At 40.5% G+C, this 16,509-nt stretch carries 22 protein-coding genes and 1 riboswitch; of the genes, 16 read left to right on the forward strand and 6 right to left on the reverse strand.

Going from position 1 to position 16,509, the window contains the following annotated elements; all coding sequences use genetic code 11:
- Positions 1-27 precede the first annotated feature (27 nt).
- The 6 genes from ACFW35_RS01635 to ACFW35_RS01660 all read left to right on the forward strand — a co-directional run bounded on the left by ACFW35_RS01635 (position 28) and on the right by ACFW35_RS01660 (position 6,542).
- The gene (locus ACFW35_RS01635; protein WP_379843287.1) at positions 28-312 is read left to right on the forward strand and encodes a YhdT family protein; all 285 of its coding nucleotides are present in this window, start codon (positions 28-30) and stop codon (positions 310-312) included.
- Positions 312-1,751, forward strand: coding sequence for a sodium/pantothenate symporter (panF, locus tag ACFW35_RS01640; protein WP_379847350.1), 1,440 nt, complete (start codon positions 312-314; stop codon positions 1,749-1,751). The genes ACFW35_RS01635 and panF overlap by 1 nt, the downstream gene beginning before the upstream one ends.
- Positions 1,752-1,897: 146 nt before the next feature.
- Positions 1,898-1,980, forward strand: a riboswitch (cyclic di-GMP riboswitch).
- A gap of 34 nt (positions 1,981-2,014) precedes the next feature.
- Positions 2,015-2,500, forward strand: coding sequence for a hypothetical protein (locus ACFW35_RS01645; protein ID WP_379843289.1), 486 nt, complete (start codon positions 2,015-2,017; stop codon positions 2,498-2,500).
- 89 nt (positions 2,501-2,589) lie between these two features.
- On the forward strand, positions 2,590-3,324 hold the full coding sequence (locus tag ACFW35_RS01650) for a YdcF family protein (protein ID WP_379843290.1): 735 nt from the start codon (positions 2,590-2,592) through the stop codon (positions 3,322-3,324).
- Positions 3,325-3,663: 339 nt separating this feature from the next.
- Positions 3,664-4,548, forward strand: a complete 885-nt coding sequence (locus ACFW35_RS01655; protein ID WP_379843292.1) for an ATP-binding protein — start codon at positions 3,664-3,666, stop codon at positions 4,546-4,548.
- Positions 4,549-4,613: 65 nt separating this feature from the next.
- A complete protein-coding gene (locus ACFW35_RS01660) occupies positions 4,614-6,542 on the forward strand; it encodes a nitric oxide reductase activation protein NorD (protein WP_379843294.1) in 1,929 nt (642 codons plus the stop codon).
- Positions 6,543-6,599: 57 nt separating this feature from the next.
- Here ACFW35_RS01660 and ACFW35_RS01665 read toward each other — a convergent pair whose 3' ends face one another.
- The gene (locus tag ACFW35_RS01665) at positions 6,600-6,791 is read right to left on the reverse strand and encodes a hypothetical protein (RefSeq protein WP_379843295.1); all 192 of its coding nucleotides are present in this window, start codon (positions 6,789-6,791) and stop codon (positions 6,600-6,602) included.
- 179 nt (positions 6,792-6,970) lie between these two features.
- Between ACFW35_RS01665 and ACFW35_RS01670 the strand changes: the two genes are divergently transcribed.
- On the forward strand, positions 6,971-7,258 hold the full coding sequence (locus tag ACFW35_RS01670) for a hypothetical protein (RefSeq protein ID WP_379843297.1): 288 nt from the start codon (positions 6,971-6,973) through the stop codon (positions 7,256-7,258).
- Between the two features lie 143 nt (positions 7,259-7,401).
- Here ACFW35_RS01670 and ACFW35_RS01675 read toward each other — a convergent pair whose 3' ends face one another.
- On the reverse strand, positions 7,402-7,593 hold the full coding sequence (locus ACFW35_RS01675; RefSeq protein ID WP_379843298.1) for a hypothetical protein: 192 nt from the start codon (positions 7,591-7,593) through the stop codon (positions 7,402-7,404).
- 111 nt (positions 7,594-7,704) lie between these two features.
- Positions 7,705-8,880 (reverse strand): S8 family peptidase, encoded by a 1,176-nt coding sequence (locus ACFW35_RS01680; RefSeq protein WP_379843300.1) that lies wholly within the window; start codon positions 8,878-8,880, stop codon positions 7,705-7,707.
- Positions 8,881-9,208: 328 nt separating this feature from the next.
- On the opposite strand from ACFW35_RS01680, the gene ACFW35_RS01685 reads away from it, so the two are divergent.
- The 3 genes from ACFW35_RS01685 (at position 9,209) to ACFW35_RS01695 (ending at position 10,261) form a co-directional block, all read left to right on the forward strand.
- A complete protein-coding gene (locus ACFW35_RS01685; RefSeq protein ID WP_379843302.1) occupies positions 9,209-9,388 on the forward strand; it encodes a hypothetical protein in 180 nt (59 codons plus the stop codon).
- A gap of 6 nt (positions 9,389-9,394) precedes the next feature.
- On the forward strand, positions 9,395-9,652 hold the full coding sequence (locus ACFW35_RS01690; RefSeq protein WP_379843303.1) for a carboxymuconolactone decarboxylase family protein: 258 nt from the start codon (positions 9,395-9,397) through the stop codon (positions 9,650-9,652).
- A gap of 108 nt (positions 9,653-9,760) precedes the next feature.
- Positions 9,761-10,261: a DUF1648 domain-containing protein gene (locus ACFW35_RS01695; RefSeq protein ID WP_379843305.1), complete on the forward strand. Its 501-nt coding sequence runs from the start codon at positions 9,761-9,763 to the stop codon at positions 10,259-10,261.
- Positions 10,262-10,302: 41 nt separating this feature from the next.
- Here ACFW35_RS01695 and ACFW35_RS01700 read toward each other — a convergent pair whose 3' ends face one another.
- Positions 10,303-10,443: a YpzI family protein gene (locus ACFW35_RS01700; protein ID WP_379843306.1), complete on the reverse strand. Its 141-nt coding sequence runs from the start codon at positions 10,441-10,443 to the stop codon at positions 10,303-10,305.
- Between the two features lie 207 nt (positions 10,444-10,650).
- Here ACFW35_RS01700 and ACFW35_RS01705 point away from each other — a divergent pair, with 207 nt between their 5' ends.
- On the forward strand, positions 10,651-11,247 hold the full coding sequence (locus tag ACFW35_RS01705) for a hypothetical protein (protein WP_379843308.1): 597 nt from the start codon (positions 10,651-10,653) through the stop codon (positions 11,245-11,247).
- Positions 11,248-11,304: 57 nt separating this feature from the next.
- Here the strand turns inward: ACFW35_RS01705 and ACFW35_RS01710 are convergent, their stop codons facing one another.
- Both ACFW35_RS01710 and ACFW35_RS01715 read right to left on the reverse strand, forming a co-directional pair.
- Positions 11,305-11,985: a nuclease-related domain-containing protein gene (locus tag ACFW35_RS01710; protein ID WP_379843309.1), complete on the reverse strand. Its 681-nt coding sequence runs from the start codon at positions 11,983-11,985 to the stop codon at positions 11,305-11,307.
- 112 nt (positions 11,986-12,097) lie between these two features.
- Entirely contained in the window at positions 12,098-12,277 is a 180-nt protein-coding gene (locus ACFW35_RS01715; protein WP_077360435.1) for a DUF2187 domain-containing protein, read from the reverse strand.
- A gap of 187 nt (positions 12,278-12,464) precedes the next feature.
- Between ACFW35_RS01715 and ACFW35_RS01720 the strand changes: the two genes are divergently transcribed.
- Genes ACFW35_RS01720 through ACFW35_RS01740 form a run of 5 tightly spaced genes read left to right on the forward strand, consistent with a single transcriptional unit; the run spans position 12,465 to position 16,437 of the window.
- Complete coding sequence (locus ACFW35_RS01720; protein WP_379843311.1) at positions 12,465-13,037, forward strand: biotin transporter BioY; 573 nt, start codon at positions 12,465-12,467, stop codon at positions 13,035-13,037.
- A gap of 40 nt (positions 13,038-13,077) precedes the next feature.
- Positions 13,078-14,556, forward strand: coding sequence for an AMP-binding protein (locus tag ACFW35_RS01725; protein WP_379843312.1), 1,479 nt, complete (start codon positions 13,078-13,080; stop codon positions 14,554-14,556).
- Positions 14,553-15,665: an acetyl-CoA C-acyltransferase gene (locus ACFW35_RS01730; RefSeq protein WP_379843314.1), complete on the forward strand. Its 1,113-nt coding sequence runs from the start codon at positions 14,553-14,555 to the stop codon at positions 15,663-15,665. The genes ACFW35_RS01725 and ACFW35_RS01730 overlap by 4 nt, the downstream gene beginning before the upstream one ends.
- A complete protein-coding gene (locus ACFW35_RS01735) occupies positions 15,655-16,032 on the forward strand; it encodes an FAS1-like dehydratase domain-containing protein (protein ID WP_379843316.1) in 378 nt (125 codons plus the stop codon). The genes ACFW35_RS01730 and ACFW35_RS01735 overlap by 11 nt, the downstream gene beginning before the upstream one ends.
- Positions 16,033-16,035: 3 nt before the next feature.
- Positions 16,036-16,437, forward strand: a complete 402-nt coding sequence (locus tag ACFW35_RS01740) for a MaoC family dehydratase (RefSeq protein WP_379843317.1) — start codon at positions 16,036-16,038, stop codon at positions 16,435-16,437.
- Positions 16,438-16,509 lie beyond the last annotated feature (72 nt).

A 16,509-nucleotide genomic window follows, 5' to 3' on the forward strand; every position in this document is an offset into this window, starting at 1 on the left:
TTTATGGTAAGTCCAGGAGGTTGAACAATGAAAAAAGGGAACGACTGGCGATATCGGATCTCTAATAAAGAAGCGATTATGGGTACGGTGCTTGCAATTCTGAATTTTATTTGGTGGTATGCTTTTGCATATGGACTAGGTGGCCGGCCGGTTAATGAGTATACTTACATACTAGGTTTTCCTGCATGGTTTTTTTATAGCTGTATCGTAGGATTTATCGTTTTTACAATTTTAGTTTCTATAATGGTGAAGTTTTTCTTTAAAGAAGTTCCTTTTGACTCAGATGATAATGAAGGGGAGGGTGACTCTTGATGAATTGGGATGTGATTCTTCCTTTAGCTTTCTTTTTAGTACTTGTTTTTATAGTTGGTGTTTATACATCAAGACACATTAAGAGCGGACCTTCTTTTTTACAAGACTACTTTTTAGCGGGACGTGAGCTAGGCGGTTTTGTTCTTGCTATGACGATGGTCGCGACATACGGAAGTGCTTCGAGTTTTATTGGTGGTCCTGGTGCTGCTTATCAGCTTGGACTTGGCTGGGTTCTTCTCGCGATGGCACAGCTTGTAACAGGTTATTTTACACTTGCTGTTTTAGGAAAAAAGTTTGCGATCGTAGCGCGAAAGATTAATGCTGTAACCCTTATTGATTTTCTTAAAGCCCGATATGAAAGTAAGTGGGTTGTTATTTTATCAGCATTAAGCATTGTTATTTTCCTGTTCTCAGCCATGGCTGCGCAATGGGTTGGTGGAGGAAGGCTGATTGAATCTTTTACCGGCGTTTCTTACACGACAGCATTATTCATTTTCTCGGCATCTGTTTTAGTATACGTCATAGCGGGTGGATTCAGAGCAGTAGTTATTACAGATGCAATTCAAGGTGTAGTCATGGTGATGGGGACAGTAATCATACTAGCTGGAACTATCGTAGCTGGCGGAGGGATTGAAAATATCATAGGAGAATTGAGAGTGGAAAATCCTAACCTCATTACTCCTTTCGGATCAGATGGATCACTTACACCATTATTTGTATCGTCATTTTGGATTTTGGTCGGTGTAGGTGTCGTTGGGTTGCCTCAAATATCGGTACGCGCTATGAGCTATCGAAATTCGAAAGCGATGCACCGTGCCATGATCATCGGGACGTTTGTGGTTGGATTTATCATGTTGGGAATGCATTTGGCAGGGGTATTCGGAAGAGTGATTTTGCCAGGTATTGAAGTACCTGATAAAGTTATGCCATTACTTGCGCTGGAAGTACTGCCTGGATGGTTAGCGGGTATCGTCCTTGCCGCGCCACTCGCTGCAGTGATGTCTACCGTAGATTCTGTTCTTCTGCTAGTAAGTTCAGCAATCATAAAAGATGTTTATATCAATTACATAAAACCTGATGCTGAAGAACGTTTTGTAAAAAGATTAAGCTTTGGTATTACAGCGGTAGTAGGGTTGAGTGTATTTGCAATGGCGATTAATCCGCCTGATCTGTTGATCTGGTTGAATCTTTTTGCCTTCGGCGGCTTAGAAGCAGCTTTTATCTGGCCAATCATCATGGGGTTATATTGGAAGAGAGGGAATGCAAACGGAGCACTCGCTTCTATTGTTGTAGGAGTAGGTTCATATATGTGGCTACATCTAAACTATCCAAATCTTTGGGGGATGCACACCGTAGTCATGCCGATAGTATTTTCTTTCTTTGCATACATTGTGGGGAGTTTCACAAAGGGGGACAGTCCCCAGACAAATACATTTTAGGCGATATTGTCCACTTCAGGCGGACGATATCGCTTTTCTTTTGTAATATACGTTTTTTTACTAAAATTTGTAATGTATGTAAAAATTACTAAATACCTATTTACAGTAATAGCCTCTGATGGTAATTTAGTATCAGAATATAATTAAATAAGTGTGGAGCATTGAAGGTCATTCTGTATGTGGGCGCTTGGAGTGACTAGAGCTAGTAGCGCAACCGACCGCTTCTTTTTTCGTTCTATTAGATTAAGGAAGGGGTATTTTTTATGGAAATCTCAAGAAAAGAAAAGTTTGGCACGAAGAAGAAGACAACTAAGAAATGGCCGAAAGTGGTTTTGGCAACAACAATTGCTCTGGGTGTTGGAGGTACGACAACGTTTGCGGCAGCTAACAAGGATTTTTCAAGCTATCTTTATGAACTAATCGTTTCATTTCAATATAAACCAGAAATAGACGGAAAGCTCGAACAGAAAAAAGAAACCTTAACAACAAACCTTAAAAATGATATTAGTAAGATTTTTTCTGATACGAAACAAGAACTTGAAAGGGAAAAGAATAGACTTATATCAACGAAAGAAAAAGAATTAGAAAATCATTACAAGCAAGAAATGGCTGAAATAACAGAAAAGAAAAACACTGCTATGACAGATAAGAAAAACCAAATGAACAATGATGCTTCAGAAAAAGCTTCTGATCTTAAAGAAGACATCACAGAAGAGATTCAAAAAGAGATCGATAAAAATATAAAATAATAAATTTCCAAAGAGCGGAAACTCAACCTCCGCTCTTTTTCTTTTTCCTTTATACTAGAAATTAGAAACTAACAAACGGAGCCGAATCTATGAAAAAAATCTTTCTATCACTTAGCATTATTTTCTTTGTATATGCCGTTGCTATGCTCGTTCAGACTACCAACATGGACATGGGTCTCACGGTTTTCTTCTTATTGGGTGCTATATTTTTTATCCTTTTTTACAAATATGAAGCGGCAATCTATCTTTTTAAAAAGTACAAGAAGGTTACTCTAACAAGTATACTAACCCTTTTGCTCTTTGCAGCAACCTTAGAAACTCTTATTCTTGCATCTGCTAACACGGATCCACAGAAGGTCTCTGGAAAAATTGATACCATCCTAGTTCTTGGGGGTGGTACGAAGAACAATCGTCCAGGTGCCGTCTTAAAGGGCAGGCTTGATCAAGCTTTAGCATACGCGGAGAAACATCCTGACGTTACTTTCATCGTAAGCGGAGGTCTTGGGTTCGGTAAAACGACGAGTGAAGGCACCATTATGAAAAATTATCTGATAGAGAACGGGATCCAACCCGAACGTATAACAATTGAAGAAAAAGCGACGAGTACATACGAAAACCTTTTATATACGAAAGAGATGATTCAGCCTGACGATCAAGTGCTGATCGTGACAAGTGACTTTCATCTTTTTCGGACAAAAATGATCGCCAGGCGTGTAGGGGTTGAAGCGGAAGGGCTCGGTTCACCGCTTAGAATTTCATCTGTTCCCCAAGCTCATGTGAGAGAATATATGGCGATCATCAAAAGCTACTTCACGGACCGGTAAAAGGAAGTGACTCTTATGAAAACAAATAAGTACCATTGTTGCGCCACATGCGTGAATTTCAAACCTCAGAAAACGGACCAAGGAATGTATTACTATTGCTCACGGCTTGGTTATGAAACGAAACCGGAGTATACGTTTAATTGCTGGGAGCCGAAACCGCATATTATCGAACTTATGAAGAAGGATGAAGACGTTTAGGTCGCTGCAGCGAACTAAGCGTTTTTCTGTGAAATTCTACAGACTTGCCTTGAAAAAGCTTACAATGTTACATTGTGTAAGGATTTATGTAACGGATTTACTGGAAATACTGTTGATAGATGAAAGAAAGGATTTTTGATAATGAACCTTCAAATCCCGATTGTGATAAAGGAAAAGCTGCAGACTGAGGCGGCTCAAAGAATAGAAAAATTACCGGATGTATATAAAGAATTGATTGGAAAGCCAGGATACACTGCGCCTGACGCTTCGCTCGTGGAAGACGCGGTGATCGCACTTGCATTAGGAAAGAATGTTCTGCTTAAAGGCCCGACAGGATCAGGTAAAACGAAGCTTGCAGAGTTGCTATCGAATTTATTCGGACAGCCGCTGCATCAGGTAAATGCTTCAGTCGACCTCGATGCTGAAGCGCTTCTCGGTCATAAGACGCTAAGCTACAAAGACAGCAAACAAGAGATTGAATTCATCGCTGGCCCTGTAACAAAAGCTGCAAACAACGGTCACTTCTTGTACATCGATGAAATCAACATCGCAAAACCTGAAACCTTGCCGATTCTAAATGGAATGCTTGATTATCGACGTACGATCGCTAACCCGTTTACAGGGGAAGTGGTAAAAGCTCAGCCTGGTTTCAATGTGATTGCAGCGATCAACGAAGGATACATCGGAACAGTGCCGTTGAATGAAGCGCTGAAAAATCGTTTCGTTGTAATCGAGGTGCCTTATATTGAGGGAGAAACATTGAAAGAAATGCTGAAGAGCCAGTCTCAGCAAAAAGACGAAGAGGTGCTTGAGAAGTTTGTACAGCTTTCGTCAGACCTGATCGGCCAAGCGAAAGCCGGTCATCTGTCTGAGGATGCCGCATCCATCCGTGCACTACTGGATGCAGCTGATCTATCCGTATACTTGCCTGCGAAGCGTGCAATCCAGCGCGCAATCGCTGATAAGCTTGAGGACGCCCGCGAACGTGCTCTCGTTGCCAACGTGGCCGCGACGCTGTTTGTGTAAGCTGGGAAATGGGGTCAGACCCCCTACAATTTATTTCCCACGATGATTTTGGAGGTTTCGCCTAGATGAAATTCCTAGTTTTTGCGGATACAAAGATCGATTCTTTCGTTCATATGCAACTGATTGACCTTGCGCGTTCCCTCTCAAAGGTGGAAAAGATGGACGTTTCTTTCTCATACCATTCTAACCTCGAGAGAAAGAAGGGCATCACGCATGTCAGTCAGTTTTGGAACCCATACCCGCGGGAGATTCAGCTTGAAGGCTGGAAATCCGACGTTTATTTGCGCAGCTTTGGCACACAGTTTCATACCGATGATAACGTGATCTGGAACACGCTCGATGAACTGAAATCACATCTACACCGTGAATTTTTAAAACAGATGCTGCTCTTTGCGGAAGACTTCCGATTGGAACAGATTTGCATAGAAAAAAGACCTGGGATGACACATGCGTTCAAGCTCCGGAAAGAGACGATCCAGGTGCATTACAACCGTGAATACAGAAAGCATATTCAACAAAAGCGCATTCTTGACGCTCTATTTTGCCATGTTATTCTTTTAGCGAATAAACGTTTTGTCGCTGTGCCGCCTGATACACAGGCACTTTATCAAGAACTGCGTCCATTGCTTGCACAGCTTACAACTGCTGAGTCAACACAAGATATAGCAGCAATCGTAATTCAAATGGGTGATATCACAAAGCAACACCCAGAATTTACAGACATGAAAACAGCCTACCGCAGTTTTAGCGATAAACCGAAAATATCAGATATAGAAAATGATAGCGAAACGTTCGACGACCTAACCCGCAGCACGGAAACAAAAACGAAAAAAACAATAAACAAGGACGACGATAAGGAAGAGAAAAAAGAAGAGCAGGAGAAAGAAGAGTATTCATCCTGGCATGATGAAACGTCTGATCCGCAGGATTCCTTTTTGCAAATGGACCTTGATCAAGGAACGAATATTGACCTATTAGGGGAAGCAGCAAGGGAAGCGGATAGTGGTGATGCGGTATTTGGATCCGTTCAAACGAGTGCTCAAACGACAGATAACAACGACTTCAACTCTCAAAACGAACACGAAGCAGAAACCGACAACAACCAGACCGGCTCAGACTCATTAAATCACTACCGATACGGCGAAGTGAACAAAAACGTTACAGAACATACCCTGCCTGCAAAACCGGCAACACCTGAAGAATTCGCTCAATATCAGCTCTTTGAACAAGAGATCGCACCATTTGTCACACAGCTCAAACAGAATTTCCTAAAAACAATGGAAAATAAACGAACAGCACCAAGGGAAGACCTGCACTTTGGAAGACTAGGAAAGAAGCTTACAAGACTCGCAACAGACAAAAACCCGAGACTTTTTAGAAAAAAACAAGAGTCTCAGCATGAACTCGATACGACGTTCACGCTGCTTGTCGACTGTTCAGCATCCATGTTCAACAAGATGGAAGAGACGCAAAAAGGGATCATTCTTTTTCATGAAACGTTAAAAGCTCTCAGAATTCCTCACTCCGTTGTAGGTTTCTGGGAAGATGCAGCTGACGCGACAACAGATGATCAGCCGAACTATTTTCATGAAGTGATCTCGTACAGAAATTCGCTTCATCAGCCAGGGGCATCGATTATGCAATTAGAACCCCAGGAAGACAACCGTGACGGCTATTCCATCCGCCGAATGGGTGAAGAACTTGCTAAACGTCCGGAGCAGCAAAAAGTTCTGCTCGTTTTCTCTGACGGTGAACCTGCAGCTTTTGATTACGAATCACACGGAGTACTCGATACACACGAAGCTGTTACCCGTACACGGAAGCTTGGAATCGAAACAATCGGCATGTTCATCGCGAACGGTGAAATTACGAAGGAAGAAGAGAAGCTCATGCAGAATATCTATGGCGCGCAAAACGTTGTCGTGCCAAGTGCCGCTGAACTCGTCGATTACCTCATGCCCGTTCTCAGAAAGCTCCTTTTTAAATCTATATAAACGTAAAAACGCCCAATGGCCATCATGACCACGGGCGTTTTCGTATGTATGTAAGTATTAATATTCCAAAAGCTTCAACCAAGCAAAAACGACTCCCAAGAACCCTGCATAACTGAAAATTTTAACAGACCACTCTGGTAAGGCTGTTCGAAGCAGGCCAGATAAAATTCCGACTACAATGAAAGCTGCGAGTAAGATATAGATTGAAAAGATATCAAACGGAATTCGAAAAGAAAGCCACTGTTCCATCGCCAAACCTCCCCCTATTCACTTATATATCGGTCGAAATGCCTATTCATTCAATAAACAAATGACGAAAAAACAAAATTATTGCTACCAAAAACAGGTGTAAATACAAATAGGCTAAATCACCGTAACTAGGGCAAACGCATATTGTATTAAAAAGCAGGAGTAAAGGGGTGAATGGCTTGAACCAACGTGTGGTAGACGCCGTTTTGGAAACAGCAGAAGAAGAATTTTTGGCAAACAACAAAGATGCAACTACATTTGCAGCAGAGCTTGCCCTGTTTGCGTCAGCTCTTACCACAGTCGGAGACTTTCTTGCCACAGTAAGTGCTGCCATTGCACTTAGACAAATTTACATTGATCAAATTCAGGAACAGAAAGATCAGCAAGAACAAGAAACTCAAATGAAAGACATTCAAGACCAGCTGAACGCACTCAAAAAAGAAATCAAAGCGCTTCGGGGGAAGTGATTACAGTCTCCCGAGCGTCTTTTTAATTTTACTTGTTTTTCATCTCTTTAACTCAAAATTCGACATATTCTTTCATGAGTCCTTCTATATATACGACTATTTTTTCAAATTAATTAAGTGACCCTTGTTGTAGATTTGTCATATCAAGTAAACTCTTTCGAAATCCCCAGATACAATAGCACCGCACCAAATATAGCTGTACTGATTAATAAGAAATATACGATCTTTTCTTCTGCTTCTTTTTCGGTTTGTTTTTTTTCTGCATCAGTAGACTGGACTTTAGTTCCATCTTCCTTGCCTTGCTCATGCTTTTTCTTTTTTCCAAAACCAAACATATGAATTCCTCCGCTCTTACCATAACCTTTTTATCATTGTTTCAAAAAGCGGCGAATTTTAAACAAAAAGCCCCCGGAACTTGTGAGTCCCGGAGGCTATGAAACATCTATTTATTGCTGAACAGCTTTGGCTGCGTTCACACGTCCGTTTTGGAACAATGTGCCTGTACCAGTAACAGGATCAGCTGTATCTTCAAGTGCCGCGCGAATTTGTGAAGCGTTCTTGCCTTGAGCAGCTAGGAGTCCTGCTACACCTGCAACGACCGGTGATGCCATGGAAGTTCCAGAGAAACTAGCATATTGATTATTTGGTATCGTAGAATAAATATCTACACCAGGAGCTGCAATATCAACCCAAGTACCAAAGTTCGAGAAGGACGCTTTCTGGTCGTTTTGATCAGTAGCAGCTACTGCGATCGCATTCGAGTAATAAGCCGGGTAGCTTGGTAGAGCAACGCCAGAGTTACCTGCAGCCGCTACAACGACTGAACCTTTATTCCAGGCGTAGTTAACCGCATCCTGAAGTGTTTGTGATCCGATTGAACCGCCAAGACTTAAATTGATAACTTGAGCACCTTGGTCTGCGGCATATCGGATTCCTTGAGCAACATCGTCCAGTGATCCGCTGCCTTCCGCATCCAGTACACGAACCGCTAGGATAGAAGCTTTAGGAGCAAGACCTGCGATTCCAACACCGTTATTCGTGTTGGCCGCAGCGATACCAGCGACGTGGGTACCGTGCTCGTTTTCGTCGATCGGATCGTTATCGTCATCAACAAAATCTGCACCTTTGATTACTTTTCCTGATAAATCAGGGTGATAATAATCAACGCCAGTGTCTATAACCGCAATTTTAACGTTGGATGCACTTTGCGTAGTGTCCCAAGCTTGTTCGGCACTTACTTTTTGAGGAGCATATTGTTTCGTTTTATAATCAGGATCATTCGGCACATAGCTTGCGTGTAAAGTAGTATTAGGTTCTGCGTATTCTACAGAATCAAGACTTTCAAATTTCTTAACAGCATCTGCTACATTGCCGCTTACCTTTACAACGGTAAAATCTTCAGTTGTATCGACAACCTCACCAAACTTTGAAGCACCATTTTTTGCTGAAGCAGCAGAAACTGAATCTTTATAATGAACGATGATTTCCTGTGGTGCAGCCTGCTGTTTAGCAGCAGATATAAATGAAGCCTCCTGAACTTCAGGCTCAGCAGCCGAAGCCGGGAGAGCTAAAGATATCAATAATGGTAGAGACGCGGCGCCTGCCACGAAACGCTTTAACATAAAATCACTCCTCTGATGTATTTACCAAGCAAGCTTGGCTGGGGTTGATAAAGGATTCAACAATTTTCTACAAAACCCTTTAGCATTATCTGAAAATAATGATTATTTACCACGTCACAGTGATGAATGAGTCTATGTGACTATGAATAAAGCGTAACATGTAAGACTTAACTATTATCTTAAGATAGAGTTACGATAGTAAACATTACATAACATGAGTGTAAAAATTATATCTGAATATTTTTACAAAGCAGAAAGATAGGAAAATAAAAGAAGGTATCGTAATCTAAAAACAAGAAGAAATGCATTTTAAAAGGAGGTTAAAATAATGGCACGACTGCCTGAAGTTAATGTAGAAGGTACACCTTTTAAAAAAGCACTTGCGAATGCTCCAGAAATTCTTGATGCATTTCAGCAAATGGACAAGGCGCTCAACAACATCCTTGAACCTGAGCTGATGGAAATGCTTCGTTTGCGATCCGCATCAAACAACGGCTGCGAATACTGACAAAACATGGACTACGGGACTCTGGATGAGTCTTCAAGGCAAACAGCAATGAAACAAGGCGAAGCAGAATTGTCCGAACGCCACAAACTGGCCCTTGAATTAGCCGATCATATCATGGCCTATCACGGACAGCTGCCGGATGAAATGTACAACAGATTAACGGAACACTTTACCCGTGAAGAAATCATTGCGCTCTTTTTCCAAATTGGAAGCAAGAATGGAGCTAACTGGTTTATCATTGCGATGGGGATTGAAAGTAAATAAAAGGCACGTGGAGATGGCTTTTAAATGGGCCATCTTTTTTAATTGGTTGTGAAAAAATGAAACTTCATCTGGAAAAAAACGTATAAAGCGATAAAGGGAGGTGGAGGGTTGTTTTACGAAAATCGCCCCAAATTAAAAATTCCAAGAACATTTCTTGAGAATTTTTTAGATATAGCGGCTATTATTTTGTTTATCGCCGGGACAGCAAACTTAATCATGCAGTGGAGTTCGATACCAGCAACGGTGCCGATCCATTTTAACGGAGCAGGAGAACCAGACGGATGGGGAAGTAAAAATAATTTATGGATTTTACTAGTGATAGGGTTCTTAATGTGGGTGCTTCTAACGGTACTTGAAAAATATCCACATGTGTATAACTATCTTTTTTTAACAGATGAAAATGCGGAAAGACAATACAAAAACGGACGGCTGATGCTGAATGTTATAAAAAATGAGATTCTCCTTTTCTTCGTATATATGAGCTGGGTAAGTACTGGAGTTGCAAAAGGGGAATCAGATGGTCTGGGGCTTTGGATCCTGCCGATTTTCATTATCGCCATAACCGCATCAATCGCATTTTTTATTGTGAGATCGATAAAACTCAAATAAAAACACTTGGGCAATGAAGGAATCCCAAGTGTTTTAGCTGTTTATTGATCTTGATGATTGCGAGCACGTGCCTCATCAGGACTTTCCATTTTTGCAGCACCTGAATACTTCAAACTTTGATCTCGGTCCGACTCAACACGTCTTGATTCTCTAAGTTTTTTCTCCTGTCTGTCTTTTCCCATTTTAACAACCTCCTTCTTAGTATGATTTCCCTCTAGTATGCGGAAAAATAGACCTTTTTATGTAGAATCTGTTTCATTTGAATGAACAAAATTTTGCAAGAAATCTTAGTACAGTCATTATTTACCGGCGCATTAGAACGTTTATCATTCATATAAAAGGGAAATCCGTAGTTACAAGAGACTATAATTTTTAGAGGAGGAATTAACATGGCACAGCATTTAAATTCAGGAGATATGTATCAAGACGAATTTTATCAAAATGACTCAGTACGAAATGATTTATACGAAAACGGACAGAACAGCAAGCTTCTAAAGGGTATTGTCATTGGCGGGCTAGTTGGCGGAGCTTTAGCGTTGATTGATTACAATACGAGAACCAAAGTAAAGAATACGGCTGTGGGTTTGAAAGATTCATCAAGCAAAATGATCACAGAGGTGAAACAAAATCCGGGTGAAGTGAAAGATCAAATGATCAGCCAATTCAAAACGGCTTCAAACACACTGAAAGAAGCGATTACTGATGCGCAACAACTGTATGAACGCTTGAACAAGGATGTCTTCGGTAACATCAACACATTAAAAGAAATATCGAATGATGTATTCGCCACAACAAAGGAAGCGAGAGGCGACCTTAATAATATTACTTCTAAGCTTAAAGATGCCGGAACGGAAATAACGGAAAACCCAATTGAGACAAATAAGTCATCACAAAACGAAAGCTTGAGCAACTACAACACTGGTTTTCCATCAAAAAATGCAAATGATCCTGTTTCCTCAGGGACGAATAAATCGAGTAATTATTAAGTCCAGGATTAAAAATGTCCCCCATTCTATAATGAATTGGGGGATTTTTTGTATGATTTAGGCTTTGTTTTTTAAAGTATCGATATGTAATTTCCTGATCTTTTCCTCAGCTATATTTGCCTGTGCGATAAGTGCGTAACATTCTCTAATCTCATCCTTTGACACTAGAGGCATAGGATTTTTTAATTTAATTATTGCTTCTTTTCTCTTGATCGTCTCTGTAAGCTCTACATCATAAATGATTAATTCTGATGACTGGATTTTTCTATAAGATAAATCAGTCTTAAAGGTACACCTTTTCGTGAAAGAAACAATTGATACAAATGCATCTTTAAACTTGGGCCCAACTAATGTTTTAATACATTCGATATGTCCATAATTTTGAACAAAAGGATTCATAAATTTAAACTTTCCATTTACAAGCCATTGTTTGTAAGCTGGGGAGCCATAGATAGTACCTTGAAAATTTTTCGTCTCAATAACAAAGATGCCATAAGGGGAAAGTACAATGTGATCGATCTGGGAGTACCCTGACTTTGCTTTTGGGTTGGGCAAAAGGATGTCATTCAACACCATATATTCTTTTGAAAGCTGTGATAATTGAATCATAATTTTGTATTCGCCAAGCTCTCCCTTCCGAACAGAGAGATGTTCATTAGCTGTGTTGTTGTATGTTGCTTTGACTGGAGAAGTTTGAACGGGCTTTTTCCTTTTTGAAAAAAATCTTGAAAAAAACATGAGTAACCCCTAATTTCTTCTTGAATTTATACTTCCTTTCTATCGCCATTTTTAAAAAAATATAAATAAAACAGCCCAATTCATTCAACGGGCTGCTTTATGTGTATAATATTCAGCTATTTACTACTTGTCTAATATCGTTTAATCGGACTACTTGTTTTGCATCTTCAAAATGTTCTTCGTAGTTTTCTGTTACGGAAAAGTCCACAACAGCGGTGTTGGTTAATAAAGATGTAATTTCTCCTTTTAATCCGTCAAACGTTTCAATGATATCACCGATTTTAAATTCCATGCCTTTTCCTCCAACTTCATCTTGTTTGTCCTATTTTACCATAATTGTTATAAATTTTCCTTTTATTTATGAAAAACTTCTGTTTGTTAAGCAATTATAGCGAAAACAATAAATTATTGCCATTGAAGCGCTTTTAATGTTAACTTAAAATAGATATTAGTTAACATAAATACAACGAGGTGTTTACATGAAAACAAAAGAAATGACGTATGTAGCTTTATTTGCAGCAATCATGATCGTATTAGGGTTCCTGCCTCCAATCGTTTTACCTTTTACGCCAGTTCCGATTACTGCCCAAACTCTTGGGGTAATGCTTGCAGGTGTGGTGCTTGGTGCCAGACTAGGCGGATTAAGTATGATTGTTTTCTTACTAGTAATTGCAGCCGGTGTTCCAGGGTTAGCTGGTGGACGAGGCGGTGCAGGTGTTTTTGTAGGACCGAGTGCAGGCTATCTATTAAGCTGGCCGTTATCAGCGTTCTTGATCGGACTTCTTGTTGAAAAAGCGAAACAGCCACTTCAGGTGTGGAAAGTCTTTTTATATAATTTCGTTGCAGGGATCATATTTGTTTATCTTTGCGGCATACCAGTTGTTGCTTTTGTTATGGACATTAGTCTGGAGACAGCGGCAGTATCAGGATTGGCTTACTTACCGGGTGATCTAATAAAAGCTGTTATCGCAGCAACACTTGGTGTTAAAATAAGACAAAGATTATTTAAAAACCAGACCGCTCTTACTCAAAATAGAACGATCAGCCAATAAGATTGCCCTCGGGCAGTCTTTTTCTATAGGAGGAGTTCTTGTGCTTATCACAGATACAATCCAAAAAAGTGCTCTTTTATATCCCAAAAAAACAGCGATTCAAATGGGTGAAGAAAGAATTTCCTACCAAGAGTTAAACAAAAACGTTAAAAAGATTGCTTCTTTTTTTAAGGAGCAGCCATTTGAACAATCTCAAGGAAAAACAGCGTTATATCTGCCGAACGGAATTGATTTTCTACAATACTTCTTAGGAGCTATTTCTGCAGGCTGGATTTCCATTCCTCTCGATTTGAAATGGAAAGAAAGTGAACTGAACGAAAGACTTGAGCAAAGTCAGCCTGATTTAATCATTACGACAGAAGAATTGCAGAACAAAGTGAACCATAAGGGTGCAAAGTTAACTCTAGTTTCGACAATAGATGATTCAGTTCCAATAGAAGAAACCAAAGGTACTGCTGCAGATGAATCGATGTTTTATATGGGATTCACTTCAGGTTCAACGGGTATTCCTAAGTGCTTTGTACGCAGCCATCGTTCTTGGGTTAAAAGCTTTGCGTGCAGTAAAAAGGATTTTGGCTTAACTGAGAGTGACACAGTACTTGTACCTGGACCACTCGTGCATTCTTTGTTTTTATATGCAGCGATTAGCACGCTTTATTTAGGTGGTACGGTCAAGCTGCTGCCTAAGTTTTCAGCTGCTCAAACTTTAAAAGAGATCGACACAGGCGAGATTTCAGCTCTTTATGCTGTACCTACTATGCTTGCTGCACTTACTAAAGAAATGGATAACAAGAATAACACTCCAAGACTAAAGAAAATTATATCCTCAGGGGCCAAATGGGAACCTGGACTTAAAGATAAGATTAATACTCTATTTCCTAAAACAGAGCTTTTTGAGTTTTACGGCGCGTCTGAATTGAGTTTTGTAAGTTTTATCAATCATCGCGCTGACATACAAAAGCCTTTATCTGTTGGACGTCCTTTTCATAATGTAGAACTGTCCATTCGAAAAGATGGAAACGAAGTGGAACCAGGTGGAATCGGTACTCTTTATGTGAAAAGTGAGATGCTTTTTTCACACTACCTTAATCGGCCTGACGCGAATAAGGAAGTGTGGGACGAAGACGGCTGGCTGACAGTAGGGGACCTGACCAAGTTAGATGAAGAAGGTGATCTGTACATCATTGGACGCAGCAACAACATGATAATTTCGGGAGGACAGAACGTTTATCCTGAAGAAATCGAAAATGTACTACATTTATTAGATGGTGTTGAGGAAGCCGTTGTTTTTGGGATGCCAGATTCATATTGGGGAGAAAAAATTTCAGCCGCAGTCATTATTAATGAAAACTCAGACCTGTCAACTCGTGATATCCAGCGTTTTTGCAGAAAGCATCTATCCACATTTAAAGTGCCAAAGCACATTATTTTTACAAAAGAATTTCCTTATACGTCAAGCGGAAAAATAGCACGATCAAAGGTAAAAGAGTTTTATACCCAAGGAGTTACGAGTTCATGAGAAAAGCTGTTATTATCGATGCCAAACGTACAGTGATTGGAAAAAAGGCGGGTTATTTTAAAGATGTTGGAGCGGAAAAACTAGCGGCTGCTGTTATCCAAGAGATTCTGAAAGAAAATAATGTTTCTCCTGAAATGGTGTCAGATGTGATCATAGGGAATACAGTAGGCCCTGGCGGCAACCTTGCGCGCTTATCTGCTTTAACAGCAGGTCTTCCCGTGACTGTTCCTGGTTTTACAGTTGATCGTCAATGCGGTTCTGGGCTTGAAGCGGTAAACCTCGCATGCCGGCTCGTGCAATCAGGGGCAGGGGACATTTATTTAGCAGGTGGCACTGAATCTGTGAGTACATCAACGTTTCCAAGAAGAGCTCGTTTTTCTCCAGATTCTATTGGTGACCCTGACATGGGTGTTGGAGCTGAGAACGTAGCTGAAAGTTACAGCATAACACGTGAGATACAGGATGAATATGCGCTTTTAAGCTATAAGCGAACGATTGATTCAATCGAACAAAATCGTTTTAAGAATGAACTTGTTTCCATGAACGATATGCCTCTAATTGACGAAGGTATCAAGAGACTGTCTGTTATTGAAAGACTTATTAAAAGATCGAAACCTGCATTTAAAGAGAACGGAACGGTTACGGCTGCAAATTCGTGCGGTTTAAACGATGGTGCCTCGATCGTACTCGTTATGAGTGAAGAAAAAGCGAAAGAGCTCCAGCTTACTCCAAAACTAAAATTTATAGACGCTGTCACTGCAGGTGTCGATCCGAACTTGCCAGGGATCGGTCCAGTTCCAGCTGTAAGCACACTTTTACGACGAGTGAACCTTTCTATAAGCGATATTGATGTATTTGAGCTGAATGAGGCATTCGCGTCCCAAGTTGTCGCATCCGCACAAGAACTTGATATACCGTGGGACAAGCTGAACAAAGGCGGCGGTGCAATTGCGTTCGGACATCCTTATGGGGCGTCAGGAGCCATTTTAGTTACATCACTGCTAAGGGAAATGACGTCACAGGACCGTTTTGGCATAGCCACGTTAGGTATTGGCGGCGGGCTCGGAATCGCGACACTATTTGAAAGGTGTGAGCTTTATGAATTTTAAACAGTGGGAAGAGGCAACAACACTGCCAGTTTCAATTACGGTTACTAAAGAACTCGTTAATGCTTACTATGAAGCAGCGAGCATCCCTAAAAATGCTTCACATCACGTTCCGCCAGCTCTTCCGATGATTTTTTATCAATATATAAATGTCCCGTGGTTTCAGGAGCAATCATTTATTCACAAAGACCAAATGTTTCATTACGAATATCCTATCTCAGTGGGAGACACACTTCAATGTACCGTTTCCTTGATTTCAGTAGAAAAAAGACGTCAATTTCTCGTTTTGCACCAGGAGCTTATTGGCAGAAACGAGCATAAAAACATTGTGTTTTCGGCAAAGTCCACTCTTCTAAAGGAGGCGGAGTAAAGAATGCTTACTGATTCTATAAAAGCAGGTGACACACTCGAGCCTTTACATATAGAAGTAACAGAACAATTGGTAAGAAAATACGGGGAAGTGTCTGGAGACTTTAATCCGATTCATTTTGAAGATAAAGCTGCAAAAGAAAAAGGATTTCCGGCTAAAATCATACATGGTATGCTTTCCATGGCGATTGCATCAAATATCGTGGAACCGTATCTGCAGGAAGGCTATTGGGTAAAATCGTACGAAATGAAATTTAAAGCGCCTGTGTTAGTTGGCGAGACCATCAGCATAGAAGGGGCCATCGCAGCTATTGAAAAAGAGGCAGTAACAATTAATATCATCGTTTCAAGCTCAACTTATCCACAAGTAGCAAAAGGTAAAATCGTGCTTCATGTGTATAAATAGCTCTACTTATCCACATTATCAACATTATCCACAACCTAAAAAACCGTCCTCTAACCAATTGGCTAGAAGTCG

Source organism: Fictibacillus sp. NPDC058756 (assembly GCF_042746035.1).
Classification (GTDB): Bacteria; Bacillota; Bacilli; order Bacillales; family Fictibacillaceae; genus Fictibacillus.

Coding starts and splice junctions, on each gene's coding strand:
- ACFW35_RS01675 (WP_379843298.1), bottom strand. CDS start 7,593: ATGTTTGGTTTTGGAAAAAAGAAAAAGCATGAGCAAGGCAAGGAAGAT.
- ACFW35_RS01660 (WP_379843294.1), top strand. CDS start 4,614: ATGAAATTCCTAGTTTTTGCGGATACAAAGATCGATTCTTTCGTTCAT.
- ACFW35_RS01700 (WP_379843306.1), bottom strand. CDS start 10,443: ATGGGAAAAGACAGACAGGAGAAAAAACTTAGAGAATCAAGACGTGTT.
- ACFW35_RS01705 (WP_379843308.1), top strand. CDS start 10,651: ATGGCACAGCATTTAAATTCAGGAGATATGTATCAAGACGAATTTTAT.
- ACFW35_RS01680 (WP_379843300.1), bottom strand. CDS start 8,880: ATGTTAAAGCGTTTCGTGGCAGGCGCCGCGTCTCTACCATTATTGATA.
- ACFW35_RS01735 (WP_379843316.1), top strand. CDS start 15,655: ATGAATTTTAAACAGTGGGAAGAGGCAACAACACTGCCAGTTTCAATT.
- ACFW35_RS01665 (WP_379843295.1), bottom strand. CDS start 6,791: ATGGAACAGTGGCTTTCTTTTCGAATTCCGTTTGATATCTTTTCAATC.
- ACFW35_RS01720 (WP_379843311.1), top strand. CDS start 12,465: ATGAAAACAAAAGAAATGACGTATGTAGCTTTATTTGCAGCAATCATG.
- ACFW35_RS01685 (WP_379843302.1), top strand. CDS start 9,209: ATGGCACGACTGCCTGAAGTTAATGTAGAAGGTACACCTTTTAAAAAA.
- panF (WP_379847350.1), top strand. CDS start 312: ATGAATTGGGATGTGATTCTTCCTTTAGCTTTCTTTTTAGTACTTGTT.
- ACFW35_RS01655 (WP_379843292.1), top strand. CDS start 3,664: ATGAACCTTCAAATCCCGATTGTGATAAAGGAAAAGCTGCAGACTGAG.
- ACFW35_RS01715 (WP_077360435.1), bottom strand. CDS start 12,277: ATGGAATTTAAAATCGGTGATATCATTGAAACGTTTGACGGATTAAAA.
- ACFW35_RS01740 (WP_379843317.1), top strand. CDS start 16,036: ATGCTTACTGATTCTATAAAAGCAGGTGACACACTCGAGCCTTTACAT.
- ACFW35_RS01650 (WP_379843290.1), top strand. CDS start 2,590: ATGAAAAAAATCTTTCTATCACTTAGCATTATTTTCTTTGTATATGCC.
- ACFW35_RS01645 (WP_379843289.1), top strand. CDS start 2,015: ATGGAAATCTCAAGAAAAGAAAAGTTTGGCACGAAGAAGAAGACAACT.
- ACFW35_RS01730 (WP_379843314.1), top strand. CDS start 14,553: ATGAGAAAAGCTGTTATTATCGATGCCAAACGTACAGTGATTGGAAAA.
- ACFW35_RS01690 (WP_379843303.1), top strand. CDS start 9,395: ATGGACTACGGGACTCTGGATGAGTCTTCAAGGCAAACAGCAATGAAA.
- ACFW35_RS01635 (WP_379843287.1), top strand. CDS start 28: ATGAAAAAAGGGAACGACTGGCGATATCGGATCTCTAATAAAGAAGCG.
- ACFW35_RS01710 (WP_379843309.1), bottom strand. CDS start 11,985: ATGTTTTTTTCAAGATTTTTTTCAAAAAGGAAAAAGCCCGTTCAAACT.